Genomic DNA, 25,043 nt, shown 5'->3' with positions numbered 1-25,043 from the left:
GGAGTGTCCACGTTAGCCGTGGCGATTCATGCATCTTCACGAGTTCAGCATGCGGTTGTTAGTCTTGTCCGACCTTCACTTAGAAGTGTGGCGTGAGTAAGCACCTCGATTCGATACGTCTGCTAGTGAACCAGATGTTGTTATCTTGGCGGGTGACATTCATACAATATCTCGAGCCCCTGCGTGGGCTGCAGAGGAGTTTCCTGGAGTGCCCGTGCTTTATTGCTGGCAACCATGAGTTTTACGGGGAAACTATTGAGACGTCTGGGTTAGCGATTCGTGAGGAATGCGAGAATTACCCGCACGTGCACTACCTCGACTGTGGGGAATATGTGCTATCTGGCGTCCGTTTTTTGGGTGCGACACCATGCACTGATTTTTCCCTTTTTAGCCCGGATCGCAAGTGGAGTGCTATGTTGGATGCGCGAGCCGGTATGAATGACTATCAGCGCATCAGGGTAGCAACAGCCGGATACAGAAAATTGCATCCACAGGACATAGCGGGGCTACACGCTGAACAGAAGAAGTGGCTTAGCGAGAAGCTCGAGGAGCCGTTCTCGGGCCGTACTGTGGTTGTGACGCACATGGCGCCTTCGATGCGCTCTGTTGCTCCCCAATATAACGCGGATCCCGTCTCCGCTGCGTTTGCTTCGAACCTCGACGACTTGACGGCGAAGGTCGACGTCTGGGTTCACGGTCATACACACACTAGTTTCTACTATCAACTGGGCAAGTGCCGTGTGGTGGCCAACCCACTTGGCTATTTTCTGCGTGGTGGAGGGGCGGAAAACCAAAAATTTCGACCCAAACTTCATTGTTCAAGTTGAAAATTGATGGTGTTGATTTGGACAAAAGCTTAGCCAACGCATCGACCTCTTCTGGTAATTGGTTTGATGCCTTTGTGCCGTATGCGTGAAGAATTGCAGTCTAATGATGCTCTACTGCTCTACTGCTCTACTGCTCTACTGCTCTACTGCTCCACTGCCAGCTTTAATTGAGGCCTTGTGTCCTAGATTTCTAGCAGCGCGCGACCACGCCCGGCCCAGTACAAGCCATTGCTGCTCAAACACATGTCACCGGCGAGCGGCCCAGGTCCCTGGAGGATGATGATAGTAAGGGCGGGCAGAATAATTGTTTTCCGATATAGCGGCGGGTGGGTAATCGTCAAGGTACCGTCCTGCTGCAGACTGGAAGTCATCGCACTGAGATGACAAACGACATTTAGTAATGCTCGGTACATCCAGGTAGGTCTTGTACGGATCACTATTGCTGAGTAGCATAAGCCACTAGTGCGCATCGATTTTGGCAATTCTCTCAACAGTGGCCGTCTTGCTGGGCTAACGTCCAAACCGGCGCTCGTTATACTCTCTTGCGGTCAGAAGTACACGAATTAATTTACCCCGCTCAAGCGCTGCCAATGGAGTATCCTTGTCTAAAGAGTACTTTGGGGTCGTGAAAAATTGCCATTTCGCATCACCAGCCAGATCGCCTAGAGCAACGGAAACCTGTTCGAGCTCGCATCGCCTTAAGGAGCTAGTTACAAAAAAGCTCGGGTACCACATTGCCCGGCCCGGCCCCCTGATCCCGAACATACGTTTTTCCCGAACAGCGTTTCTTAGGCTGCAATGGGTGATTCCAAGACGTTCACAGAGAAAAGAAGAGTCAATAAGTTCCCCTGCCCTAAAGAGGGCCGACCGCCGGTCCATTGCGTCTTGTCGCAGTTGAGCAACTAGTTCAGCGTTATCTTCCTCGCTAACTTGATTCGCCTGCTGCACTTTTAACGATGCCCCAGTCTTCTTATTTGATAACGTATCAGCAGTTTTTTTTTGCATTCGAACTTTCATCGCAGTATCTTCTATCTAATAAATTTACTGAGCCTTGACCTATTTAGCTGGGAAGATCAAGGGTTCACAGTTCGCCAATTTAAAAGCAATTTCGCGATCATGCAAAATAAAATTTCTTCATTGCACTTGAGACTTAATTAGTGAATCTATTGTTTCTGCCCGCGCAATGTCACCAGCGGAAATGGCTGCGCTATGCTCCCTTTGTAACCAAAGCATCATTCTTTCCTCCAAATACCGGGCAGTATTCTCACCGACGACATTGGCAAACCGGCACAGCTTATCGAGATCCACAATTAATGAACGGCCAGCATCAGCCGATCGGCAGTCCATCTCACTAAACTTCGCCAGCCACATGAAATCTACAGTGTTATCTAAGGAAAACGCCGCAGAATTCCCTATTTTTGGCTCGATCATATACCTATTTATAATAGACCTGAATTTTGATAAGGTCTGCATGTATAGCGCATGTAACTTTCGGAATTTAAGATTCATTTTCGACCACCTTATGAAAACTCTGCCCACAGACTTTGAAAATCTTGGCATAACTTGTGATAGCGAAATCTATTCTAATAAGATATTTTACTCGTTTGGCAAAGCGTCGAGATCATTGCGGTATTTTGCAATGCGATGGTTCGACCAACGCAACTCGGAAATCGTCTTCTAGAGTAGCGCGGCTACACATCCTTAATATCATCTGGTCCGTATGGAGAGAATCGGATCAGGTTGATTTTGGAATTCGTTACTAGAGCAATGCAATAATAATAACCGGATCGACTTTCAAGCATCGGGGTAAAATCCATCGTCGGCGAGCTCCTCCCAGTCGATCATATTAGTATTTCGCCCTACGCGTACCAGATCAGCAGCACCTGCGCGTTTTGTCGCGATACGCAGCGGTCTTCCTTCGATATGTAACGTTCTCGCAACAAGCGATTCTATTTTGCGTGCGCTATGTGTAAATTCAATGATTCCGTAGGGTGTGCTGAATGTTCCTTTTCGGCCGGTCGTCATGACCGTAATCCGACTAATCATAATCTGAGAAATTACACCGAATTCTGAAAGAATGGATTCTAAGCTAACGTAATTAAAATAACCCTTTCTCAGTACGCATGCTATCTCTTCGATCAAGTAGCTCTTCCGCGACTGAGCCTGAAGATTTACAAAAACTCCTCTGGCTACTCGCTGCAATACTCTTTCGGAAAGCAAAGTTTTCACAGCGTCCGTAACTACACTAGGAGAACATGTTCCCAGCATAGATTTTAGGTCGGCAGAGCTAATAACCTGGATGCCGCGCTGATCTAACTCTTCGAGTTTGATGATCAAATTCTTAAATTCAGCAGCCATAATCAGACACTAAATTATCCCGAAAACCATTTTTCAGTTTGGCAAATGAGTTTTTCATAAAAGCGATATGGGCGCGACCACCATAATATAAGGCGCTAACTTTACGTAATATTTGATTTTTTACCGCATTCGTTGGCTGTTACGTTGGATATTCAAAGAATCAACTGTTAGGTACGAAATTGCGCTCTTTGCCAAAAAGCTGGCAAAAAATACTTGACATCAGCGAATCTCCGTCCAGTATTATCTGATCGTTAAGAGGCTCGGAAACATCTGAAGAAAGTTTAAACCGCGGCATTGCATTCGCATACTGCTCTAACTTGGCCACCACAGCTGAAACAGCATTTTCTATTCGGGTCTTCTTAAACTTGTCCCAAAAACGTTGATCAATGAATATCTCATTAATAATTATTATGACGGCCTTTGCGGGGAAATTGCGCATTATGGGTTCAAGTGCTGAGCGCAACTGCGACTCTGCGCTTTGATTTAGCCGAAGCTTTATCCTAGAAAACTTGGAACCAATTAGATTTATGCATTCATGCTCGACGAGTGACCGCCGTAACTCTCTACAGCTTGGTTCAGAGGCCGAGCCGATTATGTTACGCAGTAAAGCCATGAGCTGATCTTTATCATGGCCGTCCTCATCGACTGCAAGCGTCCAACTAACACGCAGAGGATCGTATGTGATTTGGCTACCCTTGCCACCCGCGATATTGAAAGACCGTAAATGCGAATGCACGCTGGGCACGATTACTGAAAGAGAACGTAGCCGCTCATAGAGCTGTTCAGTTAAAAGGAGCGTCGGTGCTAATTTCGCTGATAGAGTGTTGTTGGCAGGTATCTCAGAGTCGTACCAATCGTCTATAGATCCAACTAAAATAGAATATATATAAAATGCGTCGACTGCACTTAGCGAGGTGTAATCGAAAGGTCGGAGTTGATTGCGTAGTTTCTGGAGCTTCTCTTCAATGATGTCGGCGCGTTGGTTGAGTGATTTTAATGTTTTACTCAAGTCGAGCGGATCACGCTTGAGCTCACATTTGACATTGTGGCACGGCCGCGCAAATCTACTTGTGAACCTTGCTAGTTGCTCGTATTGCGCTCGCGTCACCGCAAACTCTGGCATTCCACAACATTTACAGCGCATTTTGAGCGCGTACGCCACTGAGTTATCCGAAACCTGCTTTTCTAACGACTCTGCCGTAAGTGCAAACGCCCGACAAAGACTGATTAAACTCTCTTGCCAAGCTCCGTCGTCGTATGCCCAATAACGCAGGCAAAGTTCCGCGTTTGCGCTTGAACTCAAGGTACATAGTAGGTCGAACGCCATGATTGCATTGAAGTAAGTAAGCAGCACCTCAATGATCAATGTTCGAGGAGCAGGAAGGGACCATCGCACATGGCCTCTAAGAAGGCTCACTTCGAATTTCTCAGAAATGATGACTATAGTCCGAAGACTAAATCATACAGCAAAGAGATGATTTCTCCAACGAAGGAGAAATCATTGGACCCCGGCTTAGCATTTGGAATAGCGTTTCGCGAGGCGCGAATAAGCGCTGAGCTCACTCAGGAGCAGGCTGCACATGCCGCAGGTCTGGACAGAACATACATCAGTCTGATTGAGCGAGGCAGACGGCAGCCCACCGTTCGAGCGGTGTTCCAGCTCGCTGCTGCCGTTGGAACCACCGCAAGCTCACTGATCATTTCAACAGAGGAGCTGGTCGCCGCTACCTAGAATCATACGATGGCAATTTACCTGAAAGTCAACACTAGCAGCGGGATGTTCGCAATCGCTGGCTCTTGCAGCGTGCCGGTTACGAGCAGAAGCACTCAGGCACGACGTGCGGGTCGGACCTAACAGGAGTCCTTGCGCCTTCGGGCAGCTAAATCAACCTCGGCCTGCGTGCCTTCGGTCTGGGCCTGGAGGACCGCCATGGTCTGTTGGAAACGGCCAAGGAGTGCGTTGTTCCACACTGAGACAGGCACGCCCAGAACGCTCGTGTCCGGTGTGAGCAATGTAACAATGCAGTACGTTTTTTTGTCGCAATCTTCCATGGTCAATAGTCTAATCGGTCCAAGCAAAACTCAGCGGGCACATCGGCTGTCATATGTGCTTACCCTGCCACCGTAACCAAGCTGATGAAAGCTGATACTTCAATTTTATTTGCTTCATATGCTCATGGTTGCACGACCCGCCGTAGGGGTTTTGCCCTTCTTGTCGGGGTGCGCATCTGAGTCTATGGCTACTTTTTACACCTCAACCCACTCTGTTGCAAGAAAACGCAGTCGCCTTGCGGTGGTGTCCGAGACGGCTGTTCACTAATTGCGATAAAGCCCAGTGCTCGCAGTAATGAGATAAATTTCGCGTAGGCGCCAGCTGGCTACGCAACCCGAACATTGCATTCCCCTCATCAACGTACCGCTCCGAGGACCGGACCTTGCTGGAGGCCGTGCTTAAGAGCGCCTAACAAAACCTCTCAACGTACCTCCAACAGATGAGTGAGCAGGCAAGCGAAAGAAAGGCTTAGTATCTCTAACAGAACCGTTCAACATATCGCCAACAGATGAGAGAGCATGCGAGAGAAAGGAAGGCTTGATGAATATCTGCACGACGTTCGTAGCGGATTCGTAGCCTGCGAAATCGATGAAGCCAACCAAGGGTTCGTTCGACCACCCAACGCCATCGGCCGAGCCGTTCACGTGACTCGACACCGTACCTCGCGATCCGTGAGGCAATGCCTTGGCGACGCAGCCAGGCCAAATGCGCGCGCGACGCGTACGCTCGGTCGGCATGCAATTTTGCTGGACGCTTGCGAGCTCGGCCTGACAAGCCTTTGACGGCCGGAATAGCGTTCACTAGTGGCATGAGTAACCGCGAATCGTGAACTTGTGCTCCCGAGATTCTAGCCACTAACGGCAATCCGCGTTGATCTACCAAGATATGATGCTTGCAGCCGAGTTTGCCACGGTCAGTAGGATTTCGCCCAGTATGCTCACCACCAAAGGGCGACGGCACGCTGGCAGCGTCGACGCTCACTCGGTCCCAAATGATTTGGTCGTATTCGCGGAGCCGACGAAGTACCGCCTCATGAACGCTCTGCCAAACACCGGCCTGCATCCATTCGTGTAGCCGACGCCAGCATGTCATGCCGCTACCGCATCCCAGCTCGCGCGGCAGATATTCCCAAGGTATTCCAGTCCTCAGTACGAACACAATTCCGGTTAGGGCCGCCCGGTCATTGACGCGTGGCCTGCCTCCCTTCGGCGACGGCGCATGTGCTGGAAGATACGCTGCGATAAGGGACCAGAGCTCGTCGGGCAGCAGTGCTTTGGACATGGGATCAATCCAGGCTACGAGCATACTTGACGCCCGCGACAGTATAAAAAGCACATTGACCAGCTAGGTGAGCCGATGTTGTTGACTCAACATTTCTACGAGGTCGGCGGGAGATCTTTGTCCTATCGGGGCTTGTCTCGGGAACGAAGAAGCTTCCGTTTTAAGCCCCGAATGAACCGCTCCCGCCGCGCCCGTATGGGTTAGGGTTGCTTTGAAACTACCATTGACAGTGCGAGTGCTTGGTCGCCATCGCCTGCCTTGACGGTTGCCTTATCACCTAATCGTGCCAGTATCGTCGGGGCACCAACGACCTTGTCGTTCTTGATTAGCTTGCCAGCTAACCAGACCTGATTCGCTGACTGCGCTGGCCGTACGGTAAGTTCGATACGCCAGTCACCTGATGCAACGGCGAACGCTTCGCCCGCTTTTGCCAGCACTCGCGGTTCAGCGTGCTCAGCACCGGCATCGAACGTCAGAGCAACGGAATAAGTGGACGCTGTCGCAACCTGTTCGGCGCGGGCGCCCAGCGTGGCGGCCATTGCCCCTGCGGCTAAGACAACGACGATACAGCGGCCGGCAAGGCGACGGGCGATTCCGGGTGCAGACAAATGTAGGCTCATGATTCTTTCCTTCGTTGGGTGGTTGGTCTGCCAATGGCAGTTGATTCCGGCATAGACTGCGGAAGCGCCGGTATGAAACTTCAAGAGGGCATGTGCATATGCCCGGCGTTGGTGCGGATGACTCGCCATAACGAGTGCATCGCAGGCGATTTCCTGGTCTTGACGGAAGCGCCGTGCGCCGAAGTGGCACAACGGATTGAACCAAAATACGCACTGAAACATTGCGCATAGTAGATTGCCTATGGCGTCCCGCCGGTCTATATGAGCCCGCTCGTGTGCGACTATAAGCACCTGTTCCAGCGCCGAGCAGCGCCGAGTGAAATCACTTGGCACAAAGATACGTGGACGAAACAAGCCAACAGACGCTGGACCCACGTCACCTGCACTCACATACCAATCTTGGCAAGCGGTAAGATGGCCAGCCTGACGCAAAAACTTATAGTGCGCTGCAATAAACTGAGCCGCCATAAGGACCATGCCGCACGCCCACAGCACGAGCAATGCGTCGGCTGGAGCTGCTGTGACTGGTGTGGTGTGCTCCGCGAGAACACGAATAGGCTGAAGAACTGGCACCATCCGGATAACCGGCGCAGCGCCGCTGGGCAGCAGCGCTGCGGTAGTCGCGCAAGGTACGATTAGCCAAGATTGATAGGCCGTTGCGGCGCCAAGCCAGTGCCGCAACGGCCGGCGAACAAGCAGAACCAACACGATCGCAAAGCTCGTAAACAGCAACGCCCGTGATACCAATAGTGTCAGCTCATTCACCATCGTCGAGCTCGTCGATTAACTTGCGCAACTCATGGATATCAGCTTGTGACAGCTTGCTGCGGCTGCCGAAATGTGCGACGAGTGGTGCGATGCGCCCGCCAAACAGGCGTTGAAGCAAGCTCTCGCTTTCGCTCGACAACCAGGCATCACGCTGTAATACGGCGTGGTAGAGAAAGCGCCGCCCATCTTTTTGCGCACCGATAGCCCCTTTCTTTAGCAGGCGGTTGAGTAGCGTCTTTACGGTAACCGCCTGCCAATGTTCGGTGTCCGCTAATGCAGCAATAATCTGGTCCGCCGTTAGCGGTGAGGCTGCATGCCAAAGGATGTCCATGACACGGGACTCAGCGGCGCTGATTGAGGTAGCGATATCGTCGTTCAAGGCTTCAACCGTTTACAAGTGTAATTGCGATGATAATTACACTTGTAAACAATAGTGTCAAGCTTCGATTTCGTCTGCAGTGTGTTGCTTTAATTCAAGCCGAGGTTTTGTTAGACGCTCTAAGTCATGAGCTTGCATTTTGAGCTGTGAGCCTAGCATCATGTGTGCGCACGTTCACCTGTGGGTGGTCGCATTCATACTTATCTGCGGCCATGACGCCGCTGCCTGGTAGCGGGGCGAACGGTAGATAGCAAGAGCTGCTTGGTGAGCTTGCAATGTGACGAGGCCCACCTTCGCTTGAGGCCAACGGTGAGGTGACTGATCGTACGCGGTACAGGTCGCCGTTTCTGAGACGCTGCCCGATTTCGGCAAGTATATGTTGTCGCTTGTAAATGGCGACGCTCTTTCAGTGCCGGCGCACTTGCTCAATTATGACGCGCGAGTTCGGTTGGCCCTCGAGCACACATCCGAGAGGGCTAGATCTGCGACCTGTAGCGCCCGATGAACATGCCAGCGCGCATGCGGCGCGCATCGAGCTTGGGATGGACTGACTGGGCAGGGCGCGCCCCTGATGGGCAGCTGCAGAGACAAAAATGTCGCGGCAGTGGGAACTTTGATTCGTAAGGCAACTGAGGGATCGAAACTGGTTGTCAATTTGTAAAGTCAGATAGGCGGACAGACAGCACTGACTTTCATATAACTTCAAATTCGTCGAGGAACAGCACGCCGCAGTGCGCGAGCGAGACTTCGCCCGGACGCGGCACGCCGCCCCCGCCAACCAATGCCACGCCCGAGCTGGTGTGGTGCGGGCTGCGAAATGGCCGCACGCGCCAACGCTCCACCGAAAAACTGCCACCCAGCGATTGCACGGCAGCCGCCTCCAGCGCTTCCTCGTCCGTCATGGGCGGCAGCAGGCCGGGAAAGCGTGCCGCCAGCATGCTTTTTCCCGCACCGGGTGGGCCCATCAGCAAGAGCGAATGGTTGCCGGCCGCGGCAATCTCGAGCGCGCGCTTCGCATGCTGCTGGCCCTTGACGTCGGAAAAGTCGGGATAGTGCACCGCTTGCCCTGGGCGTTCGTTGCGATAGCGGTCCAGGCGCGCGCCCTCGTCGGTTGCCGCGAAGTGGGCGCAGACCTGCAGCAGCGTGTCGGCCGGATAGATGGCGGCGTCGGTCACCAGCGCGGCCTCGTCGGCGTTCGCCCTGGGCAGGATGAATGCGCGCCCCTTGCCGACGCTGCCGCGGCCGATCGCAAAGGTCATTGCCAGCGCGCCCCGAACCGGACGCAACTGTCCGGAAAGCGACAACTCGCCCGCGAACTCGTAGCTGTCCAGTTCCTTTGCCGGGATCTGGCCGGACGCGGCCAGGATGCCGAGTGCGATCGGCAAGTCGAAACGACCGGATTCCTTTGGCAGATCGGCCGGCGCCAGATTGACGGTAATGCGCCGCGCCGGCATCTCGAAGCCGACGTTTTGCAAGGCGGCGCGTACCCGGTCCTTCGCTTCGCGCACCTCCGCGTCCGGCAGGCCGACGATCGTTAGTCCGGGGAGGCCGTTGGCAAGGTGGACTTCGACGCTGACGGCGGGTGCTTCCATGCCGGCAAGGGCACGGCTTCGTAACACGGCGAGACTCATGGGACTCCTGACGAAACGGGACTGGCCAGATGGTGCGCCGCCGTGAGCTTGCGTCATTGAGCGCTGCCAATCGTGCGCGGAACCCACGCCGATGTGCTTGTTTGTGAGAGTCCGGCACTCCTGAAAATGCACGCTTTCTCAAGTCTTTAGCCAACGCGTTATGGCCAGTGCATATTCAACCGTATTTTTTTGTTTGGTTTTAAGCAGGATTCATTTGGTATTGACTTATAGCAAGCCGAGCTTCATTGTTTAACTTCCAAATAGGGAATGCAACCAACCGCGTCAATAAGATGAAGGTTCGATGCACCATGGCGAATAAATGGTTAATGAACCTTTTATTCTTCGTATGTATAAATAGATCGGAATATAAAAACGTGAAAATTCTCATTGCGTTGATGGTAAGTGCCGGCATCCTGTCGCCGGTTTTCGCTGCAGCTCCAACCGCCGCGGCGGCACCTGTCCAGGCAAGGTCCGGCTTGCAAAGCGGTCCGGCCAAGGTGACCTCGGTGGAGGGCATTACCGAATACCGCCTGGCGAACGGCCTGCGCGTGCTGCTCTTCCCGGACGCGTCCAAGCCGACGCTGACGACGAATATGGTGTACATGGTCGGTTCGCGCCACGAGAACTACGGCGAGACCGGTATGGCGCACTTGCTGGAACATCTGCTGTTCAAGCCGACCGCCAACTTCGGCGTCAAGAAAGGCACCCAGAGCCCGGTCGAAGTGCTCAATGGACTCGGCGCCGACTTCAACGGCACCACCTGGTTCGACCGCACCAATTATTACGCGACCTTCCCGGCGAACGACGCCAACCTGCGCACCATGCTGGCGCTGGAAGCGGACCGCATGATCAACGCCCCGATTTCGCAGGACGACCTGTGGAACACCAAGACCAACAAGGGGGAAATGACGGTTGTGCGCAACGAGTTCGAGATCGGCGAGAGCAACCCGGTCCGGGTCACACTCCAGCGCCTGCAGGCCGTCGCATTCGATTGGCACAACTACGGCAAGTCGACCATCGGCGCCCGTTCCGACATCGAACAGGTGAACATTCCGCGCCTGCGCGCCTTCTACAAGCAGTACTACCAGCCAGACAACGCGGTGCTGATCGTCGCCGGCCGCTTCGATGAAGCCAAGGTGCTGGCCCAGGTCAACACCCTGTTCGGCAAGATCCCGAAACCCGCGCGTGTGATCCAGCCGACCTATACGGCCGAACCGGTGCAGGATGGCGAACGTTCCGTCACCGTGCGTCGCTCCGGCGGCACCCAGTTCGTTGGCGCCGGCTACCACGTCGCGCCAAGCGGGCACCCGGATGCCGCGGCGCTGCAGGTACTGGCCCGTGTGCTCACCGACGCGCCATCAGGCCGCCTGCACAAGGCCTTGGTGGAAACCAAGCTGGCAACCGGCGTCAATGTCATGGCAGTCAGCAACCTCGAGCCTGGCTACCGCATCTTCGGCGCGGTGGTGCCGAAGGGCCAGCCGCTGGCGCCGGCCCAGGATGCGATGCTCAAGGTGCTGGAAGACCTGAAGTCCAATCCAGTGACCGAAGCGGAAGTGGCGCGCGCGCGGCAAGCCATCGCCAAGAACATCGAACTGGCGATGAACGACAGTGCCAGCCTGACGATCGGCCTGACCGAAGCCATGGCGGCAGGCGACTGGCGCCTGTTCTTCGTGAACCGCGACCATGTCGAAAAGGTCGACGTCAAGGCCGTGCAGGCAGCCGCCGAGAATTACCTGAAGGCGTCGAACCGCACGCTCGGCGTGTTCGTCCCGACCGATGCCGCGGACCGCACGCTTGTGCCCGGCGTGATCGACATCGCCGCCGTCGTCAATGACTACAAGGGCCGCGCAACCGTAGCACAGGGTGAGATATTCGACCCGAGCCCTGCCAATATCGAAGCGCGTACCCAGCGCTTCACGCTGGCCAACGGGTTCAAGGGCGCGCTGCTGCCGAAGAAAACCAAGGGCAAGCTCGTCACCGCGACCATCCGCTTGCGCTTCGGTACCGAAGAAACCTTGCGTAACAAGGCAACCGCCGGCAGCTTCACGGCAGGCCTGCTGAGCTATGGCACCCAGGAGAAATCGCGCCAGCAGCTCAAGGACATGTTCGACAAGCTCAAGGCCCAGCACAGCATCTCGGGCGGCGCCGAAGGCCTCAGCGCGTCGGTGACGACCACCCGCGAGAACCTGCCTGCCGTGATGGAGCTCGTGGCCGACATGCTCAAGCAGCCGGCATTCGCAGCGCTTGAATTCGGCGAGTTCCAGCGCGCGAACATCAATGCAACCGAGCAGGCGATTCCGGAACCGAATCCGCAGGCCAGCGCTGCACTGTCGCGCCTGCTCGACACCACCCCGGAGGGCCACGTCAAGCATGCGATGACGCTCCAGGAAAAACTCGCCGCGCAGAAAGCGACGACGGCCGACGAGGTCAAGGCTTTCCACGCCGCCTTCTACGGTGCGGACAACGCCACTTTCGCTGCGGTGGGCGACTTCGATCCGGCGGCGCTCAAGGCCCAGGTCGAGCGTCTGTACGGTGCCTGGCGCGCGCAGCAGAAATATGTGCGTGTCCCAAGCACCGTCAAGCCGGTCGCCGGCCAGAAGCTGGCACTCGAAACCCCGGACAAGGCCAGCAGCATGTTGCTGGCAGTGCATCCGGTGCCCATGAAAGACGACGCGAAAGCCTATCCGGCGCTGGTGATGGCGAACTACATGCTGGGCGGCGGCGCCCTGCGTTCGCGCCTGGCCGACCGCATTCGCCAGAAGGAAGGCCTGTCGTACGGCGTCGGCTCGCAGCTGAACGTCCCGATGCGCGATCCTGCGGGCATGTGGATTGCGTACGCCATGAGCGCCCCGCAGAACACGGCGAAGGTGGAAGCCGTCCTGCGCGAAGAGCTCGCGCGTGCAGTGGGTGAAGGCTTTACCGAAGCCGAGCTGCTCGAGGCGAAGAAGGGCTGGCTGCAGGGTGAGGAAGTGTCGCGCACCTCGGACGAGGCGCTTGCCGGCGCCCTGGCCGAGTACCTGACGCTGGACCGCACGCTGGCATTCGATGCCGCGGTCGAAGACCAGGTGCGCAAGCTGACGCTGGCCCAGGTGAACGACGCGATGCGCAAGCTGACGCTGGCCCAGGTGAACGACGCGATGCGCGAGTTCATCAAGCCGGCTGCCATCTCGTTTGTTGCGGCGGGTGATTTTGCGAAGGCGGCGAAGGAAGGTAGCGGCGTCAAGTAATACAGCGCCCATCGCTCCCACGAGAACGCCCGGTCATGTCATGATCCGGGCGTTTTTTTCAGGTCTCGGACGCGGCAGACCCGGTACCGAACGCCGGCTCTGCCAACGCCAATAAATGGGCACGCACGCCGGAGGGCCACGCGGCGACCAGCCCCCGGAAGCGCTCGCCGTCGCCCGCGAACAGCGCCCGCGACGCCTCTTCGAATCCGGCAGCATCCCCCATCAGCTCATGCATGAAACGATACGCCGCATCGCGCGCTTCGCGCATCGTGTCGGCCCCGCGTGCGTCGCGCGACGCGTGTTCGACCAGTTTGCGCAGCGCCACCGATGCGCCGCCGGGCTGCTTCGACAGCCATTCCCAGTGGCGCGGCAGCAGCGTCACTTCGCGCGGGACCACGCCCAGCTTCGGGCGGCCGGCGCTGCGCACGGGGGCGCGCGGAATGCGCTGCAAGACTTCTTCTTCCGTGCCGGTGAAATTGATGTCGACGGGGCGGCTGGTGGCCGCGTCGAGCAGCGCGACCGAGCGCTCAGTACCCTTGTCGAGTGCTGCCTTGACGGCCCGTATGACATCGATGAGCTCGCCCTTGGCCAACAGGTCGGTTCCGGCAAAGGCGATGCAGTGACTTGGCAGCATAAGATTCTCCACAATGGTGCGCCCTCGAACGAAAGCGCCTGCGTGAATATTACCCGGATAAAAATAGAGGGTCAATAATATCCGGGTAAAATTCTGCCCCGCGTTATTTCGGCGCCACGGCTGCCATCCGGCTAAGGGTCCAGCACTGACGCGACCTTGTCCGTCACGTCGATTTGCGGGCGGTGCCAGATCGTGCGCGTCAGGACCACATCCACACCCTGCCGGGCGGGCAGCGTCTGCACGATGTCGTGGATGCGTTGCGCAAGCGCCGCGCGCTCGGATGCCGTGCGTTCGGCAAAGTCATCGCCCATCCGGTCCTGGGCACGCCGCACGGCCCGTTCGAGTTCGCCCACCGCGCGCGAACGCTTGAGTTTCTCGCGGTCGTCGAGGCTGGGGGCATCCTGCGCCAGCTTTTCCGACAGTTCGCGCAGCTGGCGCAGCTGGGCCTGGATCTGCTGGCGCCGGGGCGCGAATTCAGCCTCGATCTTCGCGGCGGCGCTGCGGGCGCGTTTCGAATCGACCAGCAGGTGCTCGACGTTGACGACGACGACCCGGGCCTCGAGCGCGCCGGTGCCGTGCTGGGCGCGCGCCGGGCCGGACAATGCCAGGCCCAGCGCAAAGCAGGCCGTGGCCGCGTATTTCACATGCTTGTTCAATGGATTCCCCTGCCAATCGACATCATTCGTGTTTCCTTCAATTCTGGGTGCGGGAGGCTGTCCACAGGAGCGCCGAGGCATCGTCGGCGCTTTTTACCGCAAGTGGGCCGGACGCGCGTGCCGCTTCGAAGGCGCGCAATTCGTCCATCAGGACGGCCAGTCCATGGGTGCGGCAGCGCCCCGCCAGTTCGTCGATTGTATAGCGTCCGTACGGATCGACGAGCCGGTAAAAGCCATCGGTCATCGCCAGCACGGCGGCATCAAGCGGCAGGCGCAGCGCGTATTGCCGCGCTTTGAATTCACCCTGCGGCGCCAGGCACAGCACATCCGGCGCCGCCGAGCCGTGCTGGAATGCGCGCCGCGCGCGCAGCATCGGCAGCAGGCGCGCACGGCGCAGGTCCGGATCAACGACGCCCGCCAGGCCCAGGGCCGCGATGGCCTCCTGCAGCACGGCTTCGTGCGGGTTCACATACGGGTCGAGGTCGAGCACCGCACCTGCGGCGTCAAGCGCGAAGACTTTGCAGTCGCCGAGGCAGTAAAGCGACAGCGCGAGATGGTCGTCCATGTGCCGGATGCGGATCCAGGTGAGGGCTGCCAGCGGGTGGGCATACACGGGAATCGGCGCGGCGCCGGCACGCTCACGGTAAGCCGCGCTCACTGCATCGAGCGCCCGGCGCACTGCAACCGCTTGCGTAACGCCGGGTGCAAGCGCCGCTTCGAGTGCGGCGGCGAACGCCCCCACGAACCAGGCGACGTCGCCCTGTCGCGGGTCGATGTAGTCGGTGTCCGCCACCGAGGTCGCACCGTCGAGCACCAGCAGGTCGCTCAAGCCCGCGCTCTCGAACGCTGCAACCAGGTCTTCATTACTGCCGCTGTCAGGGGCACGGGAAATTTGTTCGGTCGTCATTCACATCGTTATTGGTCGCCTGATCCCACGATGGTATCACCGCACCGGTCCGCCGCAACCACAACTCAGCCGCATTCCCCCACATATTGGCAGTTGTTGCAGCGCGTGCAGCCTTCGCTCTTGCGCAGCGCGCGGGCGCCGCATTCCGGGCATGTCGCACCGCCGGCCTCCGCTGCCGTCACGCCAGGCAGGGCCGCGACGTCAAGCGGCGGCGTCTCGATCGGCGCGCCGCGCGCGGCCAACTGGCGCGCCAGCTGCGCCACCGGCACCTGGTTGCCCTGGCTGTCGAGGAAGCCGCGCTTGACCAGGATCCGCTGCAGCATGAAGCCGACCGCCGCCGCTTCCGAATCATGGAACACCGGCACCCGGGCGCCATCTTCGCGTGTCAGAAAACCGCAGCGTACCGGCCCCTTTTCCCAGACCACGTCGCGCATGTCGGCCAGGGCTTTCGCGATCGGCCCGCCGGCGCGCGCCAGCATCGACAGCAGGCGCATCGAGGAAGTGATCCACTGCTGGCCATCGCTGCGCTGGTTGGCCGGCATGAAGAATTCGAAGGGACGCTCGATCGTGACCGGTACGCCGTCCGCCAGGCCCTCGGCCCGGATGAAGCTCACCGTCAGGTACAGGGTCTTGCGGCCTTCCTGGGTGGCGTATTCGACTTTCGAGGTGACGGAATCGAGTTCTCCCAACGGGCGCCCGTCGAAGCGCCTGCGCAGTGGATCGTCGTCGATGCCGCCCTGGTCGGCGTCCGATGCCGCGCTACCGAGCACGCTGCCCAGCACCGCGTTCGGGCGATAGGTCGCAAGGCCCTTCAGGCCGGCGCGCCAGGCCTCCAGGTACAGGCCGCGAAAATCTTCATACGGATAGTCGGCGGGAACGTTCACCGTCTTCGAGATCGACGTATCGATGAAGGGTTGAACAGCTTCGAGCATGCGCAGGTGGTCGTCGGCGCGCATCCGGAGTGCGGTGACGAATTGCGGCGGTAGTGGTCCGCCTGGTGCGGCTTGCGGATGCAGGCGCTGGTACAGGCGCCAGGCATGGTCCTGCACCTCGTAGGCCCGCGTCGCTCCGTCCGGCATGCGCTTCTTGCGTTGATAGGTCCAGGAGTAGGCCGGCTCGATGCCGTTCGACGCATTGTCGGCAAAGGCGAGCGCGATGGTGCCGGTCGGCGCGATCGAGAGCAGGTGCGAATTGCGGATGCCGTGCACCCGGATTGCTTCGCGCAGGTCCTGCGGCAAACGCGCGACGAACCGACCTGCGAGATAAGGCTCGGCATCGAACAGGGGAAAGCTGCCTTTTTCGCGCGCCAGCTCGACGGACGCGGCATACGCGGCATCGCGCAGGTGCTCGGCGATCTGCGCGGCGAGCAGCCGTCCTTCGGGCGCGTCGTAGCGCAGCCCCAGCATGACAAGCGCGCTGCCCAGGCCCAGGAAACCGAGGCCGATGCGGCGCTTGGCGCGGGCCTCCTCTGCCTGTTGCGGCAGCGGCCATTCCGTCGCATCGAGCACCAGGTCGAGCATGCGCACCGCAACGGCGGCCACTTCGCGCATGCGCTTGAAGTCGAAGCGGGCCTGCTGCGTCAATGGCGCGTCGACGAAGCAGGTGAGATTGAGGGAACCGAGGTCGCAGCAGCCGTAGGCGGGCAGGGGCTGCTCGCCGCAGGGATTGGTGGCGCGCAGCTGCTCGCAATACCAGAGGTTGTTTTCGCCATTCATGCGGTCGATGAACAGCACACCCGGCTCGGCATGGTCATAGGTCGAGGCCATGATGCTGTCCCAGAGCGTGCGGGCCCTTACCTCGCGCCAGACCCACAGGCCATCCTCGCGCTGGTGGGCGCCTCCCTCGATGAATTCCTCACCCGGTTCGGCGCGGTGCACCAGCGCGAAGCCGGCATCGGCTTCCAGCGCATGCATGAAGGCGTCGCTGACGCCGACGGAGATATTGAAATTCGAGAGGCCGCCGCGGTCCTTGGCGGCGATGAAGCGTTCGATGTCGGGATGGTCGATGCGCAGCACGCCCATCTGGGCGCCGCGCCGGGCGCCGGCCGATTCGACCGTGCGGCACGAGGCGTCGAACAGCTCCATGTACGACACCGGACCGGACGCGCGCGAACGGGTGCCGTGCACGACGGCCCCAAACGGGCGGATGGCGCTGAAGTCGTAGCCGACGCCGCCGCCGCGGCGCATCGTTTCGGCCGCTTCTGCCAGGGCCGTATAGATGCCGGGCAGGCCGTCCTCGAACCCGGTGACCGAGTCGCCGACCGGCTGGACGAAACAATTGATGAGGGTGGCCTTCAGTTGGAGACCGGCGGCGGAGTTGATCCGTCCGCCAGGGACGAAGCCATGTTCCATGGCCCGGAAGAAGCGTTCTTCCTGTTCAGCGCGAAGTGCCGGTGCCTCGCGCGCGGCGAGCGCTTTCGCTACGCGCCGGCGCACGTCGGCGACCGTGGTTTCATCGCCTTTCGCATACTTCTCGCGCAGTACGTCGATCGATACCTCTTGTGGAGGCAGGGGCATGCCGGGCAGTTTGTCGTTTGCATTCATGGCTGCCTTCCAAAGGAGTACAGCATGCGGCGATCAGACTTTCGGCGCGGTCTCCGTCAGCCGCGTTTCCAGCTCGGCCACGCGCAGCTCGAGCGCTTCGAGCTTGGCGCGCGTCTTTGCCAGCACCTGGGCCTGGATGTCGAATTCTTCGCGGGTCACGAGGTCGAGCTTGGAAAAGCCCTGGGTCATCATCGCCTTGACGTTGCGCTCGATGTCCTTGGCCGGCGCGCTGTCCATCGCCTGATTGATCTTGCCTTGCAAGTCGTTGAAGAAATTATTCATGTCCATCAGTCCTGGTCGGCGAGGTGGCGCACCACAGTGGTGCGCGATGACCTCGTTTAGTGCGTGAGGGCGGGTCGTGCCCCCGTCCTGCACTTAATTGTGGTGATTACCACCGGATGTGGGGCAGGTGAGCGAAAAATCAAGCACATGCCGTGCCCCCGTGAGCTGGCACGCATTCTGCTACAGGATGGATAAAGCTGCAACGCAGGCTGCCAGAAACACCAACATCCATCCACTCAAGGGGAATCGTCATGAAGAATAAGTTAGCAGGCAATGCAGCAGGGGGAGCAGCAATTCTGGCGCTGGCAATGATGGTCGGCACGGCGGCGCAGGCACAGGAGGCACCCGCGGCCGAACACCAGCTCAGCTACAACGCTGCCCTCACCAGCGAGTATCGTTACCGCGGCCTGTCGCAAACCCGCTTCGATCCGGCCCTGCAGGGCGGCGCCGACTACACCCACAGCCCCAGCGGTTTCTATGTCGGCACCTGGCTCTCGACCATCAAGTGGACGAAGGACCTTGGCGGCGACGGCAACGTCGAAGTCGACCTGTACGCGGGCAAGCGCGGCCAGATCACGGACGCGATCAGCTACGACGTCGGCGGCCTGTACTACTGGTACCCGTCGAACGACCTGAACCCGGATGCGAACACCTTCGAGCTGTACGGCCAGGTCGGCTTCGGTCCGGCCTACCTGAAGTATTCGCACGCGACCACGAACCTGTTCGGCACGACCAACAGCAAGCAGAGCGGCTACCTCGACCTGGGCGCCAACGTGCCGATCGAAGCGGTCGCGGGCCTGGTGCTGAACCTGCACGTCGGCCGCCAGCGCGTGAAAAACAACGGCCAGTTCTCGTACACCGACTACAAGGTCGGCCTGACCAAGGACCTGGGCTTTGCCAGCGTCTCGCTGGCCTGGATCAAGGCGAATACCGAAAGCTATCTCAGCCCGACCGGCCGCAACCTGGGCAAGTCGGCGGCCGTGCTCTCCGTCTCGAAAACCTTCTGAAAGAGGCAATCCGATGAAACTGATTACCGCCATTATCAAGCCCTTCAAGCTCGACGAAGTGCGTGAGGCGCTGTCGGAAATAAACGTGCAGGGCATGACGGTCACCGAAGTCAAGGGCTTCGGCCGCCAGAAGGGCCACACCGAGCTCTACCGTGGAGCCGAGTACGTGGTCGACTTCCTCCCGAAAATCAAGATCGAAGCGGCCGTCGACGACGCCGTCGTCGACCAGGTCATCGACGCCATCCAAAGCGCCGCGCGCACCGGCAAGATTGGCGACGGCAAAATCTTCGTGTCCGACCTCAACCAGGTCATCCGTATCCGTACCGGCGAGACCGGCAACGACGCACTGTAAGGGGATTTCCAAATGAATCGAACCATGACAAAAATCCTGGGGGCCGCGCTGGCACTCGGCCTGGCTTTACCGGCCGCCGCCGCCCCGTCCATCAACAAGGGCGACACCGCCTGGATGTTCGTCGCCACACTGCTCGTGATCATGATGGCGATCCCGGGACTGGCGCTGTTCTACGGCGGCCTGGTGCGCGCCAAGAACATGCTGTCGGTACTGCTGCAGGTCTTCATGGTGTTCTCGGTGATCATCGTGCTGTGGTGCGTGTACGGCTATTCGCTCGCCTTCACCGGCGGCAGCCCCTTCATCGGCGGCTTTGATCGCGCCTTTTTGAACGGCATCTACGATCCGGCCGCGGGCGTGTTCAGCATGGCAGCCACCTTCAGCAAGGAAACGATGATCCCCGAGTTCATCTTCGTCGCCTTCCAGGGCACCTTTGCCGCCATCACCTGCGCCCTGATCGTCGGCGCCTTTGCCGAGCGCGCGCGCTTCGCCGCGGTGCTCGCCTTCGTGGTGCTGTGGTTCACCTTCGGCTACATCCCGGTCGCGCACATGGTCTGGTTCTGGGCCGGTCCCGACGCGATCACCGATGCGGCCACGCTGGCCAGCGTCACCGCCGACGCCGGCTGGCTGTGGCAAAAGGGCGCGCTCGACTTCGCGGGCGGCACCGTGGTGCACATCAACGCGGCAGTGGCCGGCCTGGTCGGCGCCTATGTGATCGGCAAACGCGTCGGCTACGGCCGCGAATCGATGGCGCCGCACTCGCTGACGATGACCATGATCGGCGCCTCGCTGCTGTGGGTTGGCTGGTTCGGCTTCAATGCCGGTTCGGCACTCGAAGCAGGCGACGTCGCAGCGCTGGCTTTCATCAATACCCTGCTTGCCACCGCCGCTTCCACCGTCGCCTGGACCATGGGCGAGTGGATGACCAAGGGTAAGCCGTCCATGCTGGGCGCCGCCTCGGGTGCCGTTTCCGGCCTGGTGGCCATTACGCCGGCTTGCGGCTTCGTCGGCCCGATGGGCGCGCTGGTGATCGGCCTGGTCGGCGGCATCGTCTGCCTGTGGGGCGTGAATGGCTTGAAGCGACTGCTGCGCGTCGACGATTCGCTCGACGTGTTCGGCGTGCACGGTGTCGGCGGCATCGTCGGCGCACTGCTGACCGGTGTGTTCGCCTCGCCACAGCTGGGCGGGCAGGGTATCTGGGATTACGTCACGAACAAGGGATCGACCGATGTATATTCGATCGGCCACCAAGTCTGGGTGCAGGCCCAGGCGGTGGGCGTGACCATCGTCTGGTCGGCGCTCGTGGCCTTCATCGCGTTCAAACTGGTGGACCTGGTGATCGGACTGCGCGTGCCGGAAGAGCAGGAACGCGAGGGATTGGATATTACCAGCCACGGCGAATCGGCGTACCATTCGTAGCAACCGCGACCCGATCTGCATGAAAGGCGCCCTGCGGGGCGCTTTTTGTTTTGGAGCGCCTTTAAAATAGCGGCTGTTGCCCCAAGATAAGGGCATTCATTGCCAAGAAGTCAATAAGGACGCCCACTTTCATGGTTCCGCACCTCGCTACCGCCCTGACCGGCCCGCTGCTCGATTTAGAAAAGAAGATCCTCGATGCCACCCCGGCCATCGAGCGCTGGTTCCGCCTCGAGTGGCAGGAGCATACGCCGCCGTTCTATTGCTCGGTCGACCTGCGCAATGCCGGCTATAAACTGGCGCCGGTCGATACCAACCTGTTCCCGGGTGGCTTCAACAACCTCGCCAGCGAAATGCTGCCGCTGACGGTGCAGGCGGCCATGGCAGCGATCGACAAATATTGTCCGGACGCGCGCAACCTGCTCCTGATTCCGGAAACGCAGGCACAGACGCGCAATCCGTATTACCTGCAAAACGTCGCGCGCCTGATGCAGATCTTCCGCCAGACCGGCCTGCACGTGCGCCTGGGTTCGCTGTCGCCGGACGTTACCCAGCCGACCCCGCTGGCGCTGCCGGACGGGAACATGCTGGTGGTCGAACCGCTGGTGCGATCAAGCAACGGGCGCCGCCTGGGCCTGGCCGATTTCGATCCGTGCACGATCCTGCTGAACAACGACCTGTCGGCGGGCATCCCCTCGATCCTGGAAAACATCCACGAGCAGTCGCTGCTGCCGCCAGTGCACGCCGGCTGGGCGCTGCGCCGCAAGAGCAACCACTTCAAGGCCTTCGACGAAGTGGCCAAGAAATTCGGCAAGCTGATCGACATCGATCCATGGATGGTCAACCCGCTGCATGCAAAGGTCAACGAGATCGACCTCGAGCACGACCAGGGCACCGAGGAACTGGCCGACGCCGTCTCGGCGCTGCTCTCGAAGATCAAGAAGAAGTATAAGGAATACGGCATGAAGGAGCAAAAGCCCTTCGTGATCGTGAAACCGGACGCCGGCACCTACGGCATGGGCATCATGACGATCAAGGACGCGAGCGAAGTGCGCGACCTCACGCTCAAGCAGCGCGCGCGCATGTCGGTCGTCAAGGATGGCCTCCAGGTGACGGATTTGATCGTGCAGGAAGGCGTGCCGACGTTTGAGAAGATCGACGACGCGGTGGCCGAACCGGTGGTCTACATGATCGACCGTTATGTGGTCGGCGGCTTTTATCGCGTGCATGCCGAGCGCGGCATCGACCAGAACCTGAATGCACCGGGCTCGCAGTATGTGCCGCTTGCGTTTGCCCAGCAGCACGCGGTGCCGGACCTGAAGGCGAAACCGGGAACGGCGGCGCCGAACCGGTTCTATGTGTATGGCGTTGTCGCGCGGCTGGGTCTGCTCGCGGCCTCGCTTGAAATGGAGCGGACAGACCCGAATCCAGAAGTGTATTGAGCGCCGTGCCAGAAAGTCGAACGCATGTGAAAGGGACCTGTCAGGTCCCTTTTTTCATGCGAGCATAGTTCGCCCTTACCGCTCCTTCTGCACCATGTACATGAAATGCGAGCGCAGCGGCGGCGCCAGTGCCGCCAGTGATTCGGTCACCAGCGCCGGCAGCGCGGCCAGTGCACGGGCGACGGGCGGCGCCAGCAGCAGGGTCTGGTATTGCTGGCGGTGCCCCGGCCAGTAAGCGTCGAGCTCCTTGCGCATTACCTTGCGCACGTGCGGGTTGCGCGGGTTGTTGTAGCGGAAGTCGAAGACGAGGCACCAGCCGCCCGGTTTCAGTACGCGCCACATGTCGGCCGCCAGTTGCTGGCGCACCTCGGGATCGATGACCGACGAGATCACGGTATGCGCGCTGACCAGGTCGGCGCTGGCGGTCGGCAAGGTGGACAAGGCGCCGCAATGCCAGTGTATCCCGGGCGCTGAGCGCGGGCGCGCAAGGTCGAGCCGGTCCTCCTGCAGTTCGGTGCCGGCAAGGTTGGCCGGCGTTGCGCCCCAGTCGATCAGCTGGCGCAGGAAGCCGCCCGTGCCGCAGCCGACGTCGACGGTGCGGATCTTGCCGAGGTCGGTGCCGACGGTACTGGCGAGCATGCGCGACAGCACCCGTGTGCGCATGGCGTGCTGGTAGACGATGTCGGGCCGGTGCCAGGCATAGCGCGCCAGCGCTGCGCCGCCGTGCCAGCCGCGGTACACGCTGGCGATGCGGTCCTGTTCTGCTTGGTGGTCAAGTTGAGCGGTCATACGTTCATCGTCGCCCAGCCGATTGCGCCACGGTTTGCGCGCGCTCAGGCGTGCGAGCAATCCCACGCAATTTGCTCAAATGCATTATGTGCCCAAAAGAATCATATGACCCGGGAGGGGTCGGCCGCGCGCGTTCGTGATTCCGGCTAAAATCGAGGGCATTACCCAGACAGGACCCTCCATGAAAATCGCCTTCCTCGCCGATCCGCTCTCCGGTTTCAAGATCTACAAGGACTCGACCTTCGCGATGATGCGCGAGGCGGCGCGGCGTGGCCATGATATTTATTTCTTCGAGCAGCGCGACATGGCGCTCGAAGGGGGCGTGGTCAGCGCCGAGGTCGCGCGCATCCACCTGACGGGCGAGCAGGACGTCTGGTACAAAGCGGACGCCGCGATCGATACCCGTTTGTCGACGTTCGACGCCATCATCGAGCGCAAGGATCCGCCATTCGACATGGAATATGTCTACGGCACCTATCTGCTCGAACTGGCGGAAAAGCAGGGCGCGCGCGTCTTCAACCGTCCTTCGGCGATCCGTGACCACAACGAAAAGATGGCGATCGGCCAGTTCAGCCAATTCACTTCGCCGACCCTGGTGACCTCGTCGGAAAAGCGCCTGCGCGCCTTCCACGCCGAACACGGCGACGTGATCTTCAAGCCGCTCGACGGCATGGGCGGCACCGGCATCTTCCGCGTGACATCCGATGCCATGAACCTGGGCGCGATCATCGAGACCCTGAGCGACAATGGAAAACGCACCATCATGGTGCAAAAATACATTCCCGAGATCGTTAAGGGCGACAAGCGCATCCTCGTCATCGGCGGTAAACCGGTCCCGTTCACGCTGGCGCGCATCCCCCAAGGCACCGAAGTGCGGGGCAATCTGGCCGCCGGCGGCATCGGCGTGGCCCAGCCGATTACCGAGCGCGACCTTGAGATCGCCGAGGCGCTCGGACCGATGCTGGCCGAGCGCGGGCTGTTGCTGGTAGGATTAGACGTGATCGGCGATTTCCTGACCGAGGTGAATGTCACCAGTCCGACCTGCTTCCAGGAGATCACCGACCAGACCGGTTTCGACGTTGCGGCGATGTTCATCGACGCGGTCGAGCAGGCAACAGGGAAATAACATGGTAGGTATCTTGCTCCTGACCCACGCACCGCTGGGTCAGGCATTCATCGCGGCGGTGGCCCACGTGTTTCGCGGGCCGACCGAGCGCTTCGAGGCGATCGACGTCGCCGCCGACGAAGACACGCATGCCGTCAACGCCCGCGCGCGCGAGGCGATCACGCGCCTGGACGACGGCGACGGTGTGCTTGTCATTACCGACGTCAAGGGCGGCACGCCATCGAATTGCTGCAACTCGCTGGCCGAGGACGGGCGAGTGGAAGTCATCGCCGGCATCAGTCTGCCGATGCTGCTGCGTGCGATCACGTATCGGCGCGACACGCTCGATGTGGTGGTGGAGATGGCGCTGGCGGGCGCCCAGAGTGGTGCCACACGCGTCGATAACCGCATCCGGGTAGGCCCCGATTGAGCCGGATGACAGGGGAGCAGGGTGCTCCGCCGCAGTTCTGACGACCGAAAAGAAAACGAAAAACATGATTCAGCAAGAACTTGAAATCATCAACAAACTGGGCCTGCACGCCCGTGCATCCGCCAAATTCACCCAGATGGCCGCGAGGTACAAAAGCGAAGTCTGGCTCACCCGCAATGGCCGCCGCATCAACGCCAAATCGATCATGGGCGTCATGATGCTGGCCGCCGGCAAGGGTGCGAAAGTCACGCTCGAGGCGGACGGCGCCGACGAACAGGACGCCATCACGGCATTGTCGGGCCTGGTCAACGACAAGTTCGGCGAAGGCGAGTAATGCCG

23 protein-coding genes and 1 pseudogene are annotated in these 25,043 nt (G+C 59.5%); 10 read left to right on the top strand and 14 right to left on the bottom strand.

The window, feature by feature from the left end:
• Positions 1 to 92: 92 nt before the first annotated feature.
• Positions 93 to 827 carry a metallophosphoesterase gene (locus ACHAC9_RS18945; RefSeq protein ID WP_435762221.1) on the top strand — a complete coding sequence of 245 codons (735 nt, stop codon included), beginning with the start codon at positions 93 to 95 and terminating at the stop codon, positions 825 to 827.
• 510 nt (positions 828 to 1,337) lie between these two features.
• Here the strand turns inward: ACHAC9_RS18945 and ACHAC9_RS18940 are convergent.
• The 4 genes from ACHAC9_RS18940 to ACHAC9_RS18925 all read right to left on the bottom strand — a co-directional run bounded on the left by ACHAC9_RS18940 (position 1,338) and on the right by ACHAC9_RS18925 (position 4,539).
• Positions 1,338 to 1,844, bottom strand: coding sequence for a hypothetical protein (locus ACHAC9_RS18940; protein ID WP_435762219.1), 507 nt, complete (start codon positions 1,842 to 1,844; stop codon positions 1,338 to 1,340).
• A 117-nt stretch (positions 1,845 to 1,961) separates the two neighbouring features.
• Positions 1,962 to 2,258 carry a hypothetical protein gene (locus ACHAC9_RS18935; protein ID WP_435762217.1) on the bottom strand — a complete coding sequence of 99 codons (297 nt, stop codon included), beginning with the start codon at positions 2,256 to 2,258 and terminating at the stop codon, positions 1,962 to 1,964.
• Positions 2,259 to 2,621: 363 nt separating this feature from the next.
• Positions 2,622 to 3,185: a type IV toxin-antitoxin system AbiEi family antitoxin gene (abiEi, locus tag ACHAC9_RS18930; protein ID WP_435762215.1), complete on the bottom strand. Its 564-nt coding sequence runs from the start codon at positions 3,183 to 3,185 to the stop codon at positions 2,622 to 2,624.
• Positions 3,186 to 3,345: 160 nt separating this feature from the next.
• Positions 3,346 to 4,539 (bottom strand): hypothetical protein, encoded by a 1,194-nt coding sequence (locus ACHAC9_RS18925; RefSeq protein WP_435762213.1) that lies wholly within the window; start codon positions 4,537 to 4,539, stop codon positions 3,346 to 3,348.
• 42 nt (positions 4,540 to 4,581) lie between these two features.
• On the opposite strand from ACHAC9_RS18925, the gene ACHAC9_RS18920 reads away from it, so the two are divergent.
• Positions 4,582 to 4,917 carry a helix-turn-helix domain-containing protein gene (locus ACHAC9_RS18920; RefSeq protein WP_435762211.1) on the top strand — a complete coding sequence of 112 codons (336 nt, stop codon included), beginning with the start codon at positions 4,582 to 4,584 and terminating at the stop codon, positions 4,915 to 4,917.
• A gap of 798 nt (positions 4,918 to 5,715) precedes the next feature.
• On the opposite strand, the gene ACHAC9_RS18915 is transcribed toward ACHAC9_RS18920, so the two are convergent.
• The 4 genes and pseudogenes from ACHAC9_RS18915 to ACHAC9_RS18900 all read right to left on the bottom strand — a co-directional run.
• Positions 5,716 to 6,519 carry an IS5 family transposase gene (locus tag ACHAC9_RS18915; RefSeq protein WP_435762209.1) on the bottom strand — a complete coding sequence of 268 codons (804 nt, stop codon included), beginning with the start codon at positions 6,517 to 6,519 and terminating at the stop codon, positions 5,716 to 5,718.
• 200 nt (positions 6,520 to 6,719) lie between these two features.
• The gene (locus tag ACHAC9_RS18910) at positions 6,720 to 7,907 is read right to left on the bottom strand and encodes a M56 family metallopeptidase (RefSeq protein ID WP_435762207.1); all 1,188 of its coding nucleotides are present in this window, start codon (positions 7,905 to 7,907) and stop codon (positions 6,720 to 6,722) included.
• Positions 7,897 to 8,286 carry a BlaI/MecI/CopY family transcriptional regulator gene (locus tag ACHAC9_RS18905; protein ID WP_435762205.1) on the bottom strand — a complete coding sequence of 130 codons (390 nt, stop codon included), beginning with the start codon at positions 8,284 to 8,286 and terminating at the stop codon, positions 7,897 to 7,899. Before ACHAC9_RS18905 ends, ACHAC9_RS18910 begins: the two co-directional genes overlap by 11 nt.
• A gap of 707 nt (positions 8,287 to 8,993) precedes the next feature.
• Positions 8,994 to 9,917: pseudogene (locus ACHAC9_RS18900) on the bottom strand (YifB family Mg chelatase-like AAA ATPase); the annotation flags it as partial.
• A gap of 374 nt (positions 9,918 to 10,291) precedes the next feature.
• Between ACHAC9_RS18900 and ACHAC9_RS18895 the strand changes: the two are divergent.
• Entirely contained in the window at positions 10,292 to 13,144 is a 2,853-nt protein-coding gene (locus tag ACHAC9_RS18895; protein WP_435762203.1) for a M16 family metallopeptidase, read from the top strand.
• Between the two features lie 58 nt (positions 13,145 to 13,202).
• Here the strand turns inward: ACHAC9_RS18895 and ACHAC9_RS18890 are convergent, their stop codons facing one another.
• From ACHAC9_RS18890 to ACHAC9_RS18870, 5 genes are all read right to left on the bottom strand, one after another.
• Positions 13,203 to 13,778, bottom strand: a complete 576-nt coding sequence (locus ACHAC9_RS18890; protein WP_435762201.1) for a DUF2239 family protein — start codon at positions 13,776 to 13,778, stop codon at positions 13,203 to 13,205.
• Between the two features lie 131 nt (positions 13,779 to 13,909).
• Positions 13,910 to 14,434 carry an OmpH family outer membrane protein gene (locus tag ACHAC9_RS18885; RefSeq protein WP_435762199.1) on the bottom strand — a complete coding sequence of 175 codons (525 nt, stop codon included), beginning with the start codon at positions 14,432 to 14,434 and terminating at the stop codon, positions 13,910 to 13,912.
• Between the two features lie 37 nt (positions 14,435 to 14,471).
• Positions 14,472 to 15,341, bottom strand: a complete 870-nt coding sequence (locus tag ACHAC9_RS18880) for a hypothetical protein (RefSeq protein WP_435762197.1) — start codon at positions 15,339 to 15,341, stop codon at positions 14,472 to 14,474.
• A 65-nt stretch (positions 15,342 to 15,406) separates the two neighbouring features.
• A complete protein-coding gene (locus ACHAC9_RS18875; RefSeq protein WP_435762195.1) occupies positions 15,407 to 17,884 on the bottom strand; it encodes an adenosylcobalamin-dependent ribonucleoside-diphosphate reductase in 2,478 nt (825 codons plus the stop codon).
• Between the two features lie 33 nt (positions 17,885 to 17,917).
• Complete coding sequence (locus ACHAC9_RS18870) at positions 17,918 to 18,172, bottom strand: accessory factor UbiK family protein (RefSeq protein ID WP_435762193.1); 255 nt, start codon at positions 18,170 to 18,172, stop codon at positions 17,918 to 17,920.
• Positions 18,173 to 18,417: 245 nt separating this feature from the next.
• On the opposite strand from ACHAC9_RS18870, the gene ACHAC9_RS18865 reads away from it, so the two are divergent.
• From ACHAC9_RS18865 to gshA, 4 genes are all read left to right on the top strand, one after another.
• On the top strand, positions 18,418 to 19,173 hold the full coding sequence (locus tag ACHAC9_RS18865) for a TorF family putative porin (protein ID WP_435762191.1): 756 nt from the start codon (positions 18,418 to 18,420) through the stop codon (positions 19,171 to 19,173).
• A gap of 13 nt (positions 19,174 to 19,186) precedes the next feature.
• Complete coding sequence (gene glnK, locus ACHAC9_RS18860) at positions 19,187 to 19,525, top strand: P-II family nitrogen regulator (RefSeq protein ID WP_435762189.1); 339 nt, start codon at positions 19,187 to 19,189, stop codon at positions 19,523 to 19,525.
• A gap of 12 nt (positions 19,526 to 19,537) precedes the next feature.
• The gene (gene amt, locus ACHAC9_RS18855; protein ID WP_435762187.1) at positions 19,538 to 20,941 is read left to right on the top strand and encodes an ammonium transporter; all 1,404 of its coding nucleotides are present in this window, start codon (positions 19,538 to 19,540) and stop codon (positions 20,939 to 20,941) included.
• A 131-nt stretch (positions 20,942 to 21,072) separates the two neighbouring features.
• A complete protein-coding gene (gene gshA / locus ACHAC9_RS18850; protein WP_435762185.1) occupies positions 21,073 to 22,380 on the top strand; it encodes a glutamate--cysteine ligase in 1,308 nt (435 codons plus the stop codon).
• A 75-nt stretch (positions 22,381 to 22,455) separates the two neighbouring features.
• On the opposite strand, the gene ACHAC9_RS18845 is transcribed toward gshA, so the two are convergent.
• The gene (locus tag ACHAC9_RS18845; RefSeq protein ID WP_435762183.1) at positions 22,456 to 23,169 is read right to left on the bottom strand and encodes a class I SAM-dependent methyltransferase; all 714 of its coding nucleotides are present in this window, start codon (positions 23,167 to 23,169) and stop codon (positions 22,456 to 22,458) included.
• A gap of 181 nt (positions 23,170 to 23,350) precedes the next feature.
• On the opposite strand from ACHAC9_RS18845, the gene gshB reads away from it, so the two are divergent.
• The 3 genes from gshB to ACHAC9_RS18830 all read left to right on the top strand — a co-directional run bounded on the left by gshB (position 23,351) and on the right by ACHAC9_RS18830 (position 25,038).
• The gene (gene gshB / locus ACHAC9_RS18840; RefSeq protein ID WP_435762181.1) at positions 23,351 to 24,295 is read left to right on the top strand and encodes a glutathione synthase; all 945 of its coding nucleotides are present in this window, start codon (positions 23,351 to 23,353) and stop codon (positions 24,293 to 24,295) included.
• A gap of 1 nt (position 24,296) precedes the next feature.
• Positions 24,297 to 24,704, top strand: coding sequence for a PTS sugar transporter subunit IIA (locus ACHAC9_RS18835; RefSeq protein WP_435762179.1), 408 nt, complete (start codon positions 24,297 to 24,299; stop codon positions 24,702 to 24,704).
• A gap of 64 nt (positions 24,705 to 24,768) precedes the next feature.
• Positions 24,769 to 25,038: an HPr family phosphocarrier protein gene (locus tag ACHAC9_RS18830; RefSeq protein WP_435762177.1), complete on the top strand. Its 270-nt coding sequence runs from the start codon at positions 24,769 to 24,771 to the stop codon at positions 25,036 to 25,038.
• Positions 25,039 to 25,043: the final 5 nt, after the last annotated feature.

Origin of the sequence: Massilia sp. CMS3.1, assembly GCF_051262535.1 — a bacterium.
Taxonomy (GTDB): Bacteria; Pseudomonadota; Gammaproteobacteria; order Burkholderiales; family Burkholderiaceae_D; genus Telluria.
Note: the sequence above shows the minus strand (reverse complement) of the source record. Positions and strands in the feature narration are given on the sequence as shown.

Excerpts from the sequence above, each read along its gene's own strand:
- ACHAC9_RS18940 (WP_435762219.1), bottom strand. The coding sequence starts at position 1,844 with ATGAAAGTTCGAATGCAAAAAAAAACTGCTGATACGTTATCAAATAAG.
- ACHAC9_RS18935 (WP_435762217.1), bottom strand. The coding sequence starts at position 2,258 with ATGATCGAGCCAAAAATAGGGAATTCTGCGGCGTTTTCCTTAGATAAC.
- abiEi (WP_435762215.1), bottom strand. The coding sequence starts at position 3,185 with ATGGCTGCTGAATTTAAGAATTTGATCATCAAACTCGAAGAGTTAGAT.
- ACHAC9_RS18920 (WP_435762211.1), top strand. The coding sequence starts at position 4,582 with ATGGCCTCTAAGAAGGCTCACTTCGAATTTCTCAGAAATGATGACTAT.
- ACHAC9_RS18915 (WP_435762209.1), bottom strand. The coding sequence starts at position 6,519 with ATGTCCAAAGCACTGCTGCCCGACGAGCTCTGGTCCCTTATCGCAGCG.
- ACHAC9_RS18910 (WP_435762207.1), bottom strand. The coding sequence starts at position 7,907 with ATGGTGAATGAGCTGACACTATTGGTATCACGGGCGTTGCTGTTTACG.
- ACHAC9_RS18890 (WP_435762201.1), bottom strand. The coding sequence starts at position 13,778 with ATGCTGCCAAGTCACTGCATCGCCTTTGCCGGAACCGACCTGTTGGCC.
- ACHAC9_RS18880 (WP_435762197.1), bottom strand. The coding sequence starts at position 15,341 with ATGACGACCGAACAAATTTCCCGTGCCCCTGACAGCGGCAGTAATGAA.
- ACHAC9_RS18875 (WP_435762195.1), bottom strand. The coding sequence starts at position 17,884 with ATGAATGCAAACGACAAACTGCCCGGCATGCCCCTGCCTCCACAAGAG.
- ACHAC9_RS18870 (WP_435762193.1), bottom strand. The coding sequence starts at position 18,172 with ATGGACATGAATAATTTCTTCAACGACTTGCAAGGCAAGATCAATCAG.
- ACHAC9_RS18865 (WP_435762191.1), top strand. The coding sequence starts at position 18,418 with ATGAAGAATAAGTTAGCAGGCAATGCAGCAGGGGGAGCAGCAATTCTG.
- glnK (WP_435762189.1), top strand. The coding sequence starts at position 19,187 with ATGAAACTGATTACCGCCATTATCAAGCCCTTCAAGCTCGACGAAGTG.
- amt (WP_435762187.1), top strand. The coding sequence starts at position 19,538 with ATGAATCGAACCATGACAAAAATCCTGGGGGCCGCGCTGGCACTCGGC.
- gshA (WP_435762185.1), top strand. The coding sequence starts at position 21,073 with ATGGTTCCGCACCTCGCTACCGCCCTGACCGGCCCGCTGCTCGATTTA.
- ACHAC9_RS18845 (WP_435762183.1), bottom strand. The coding sequence starts at position 23,169 with ATGACCGCTCAACTTGACCACCAAGCAGAACAGGACCGCATCGCCAGC.
- gshB (WP_435762181.1), top strand. The coding sequence starts at position 23,351 with ATGAAAATCGCCTTCCTCGCCGATCCGCTCTCCGGTTTCAAGATCTAC.
- ACHAC9_RS18835 (WP_435762179.1), top strand. The coding sequence starts at position 24,297 with ATGGTAGGTATCTTGCTCCTGACCCACGCACCGCTGGGTCAGGCATTC.
- ACHAC9_RS18830 (WP_435762177.1), top strand. The coding sequence starts at position 24,769 with ATGATTCAGCAAGAACTTGAAATCATCAACAAACTGGGCCTGCACGCC.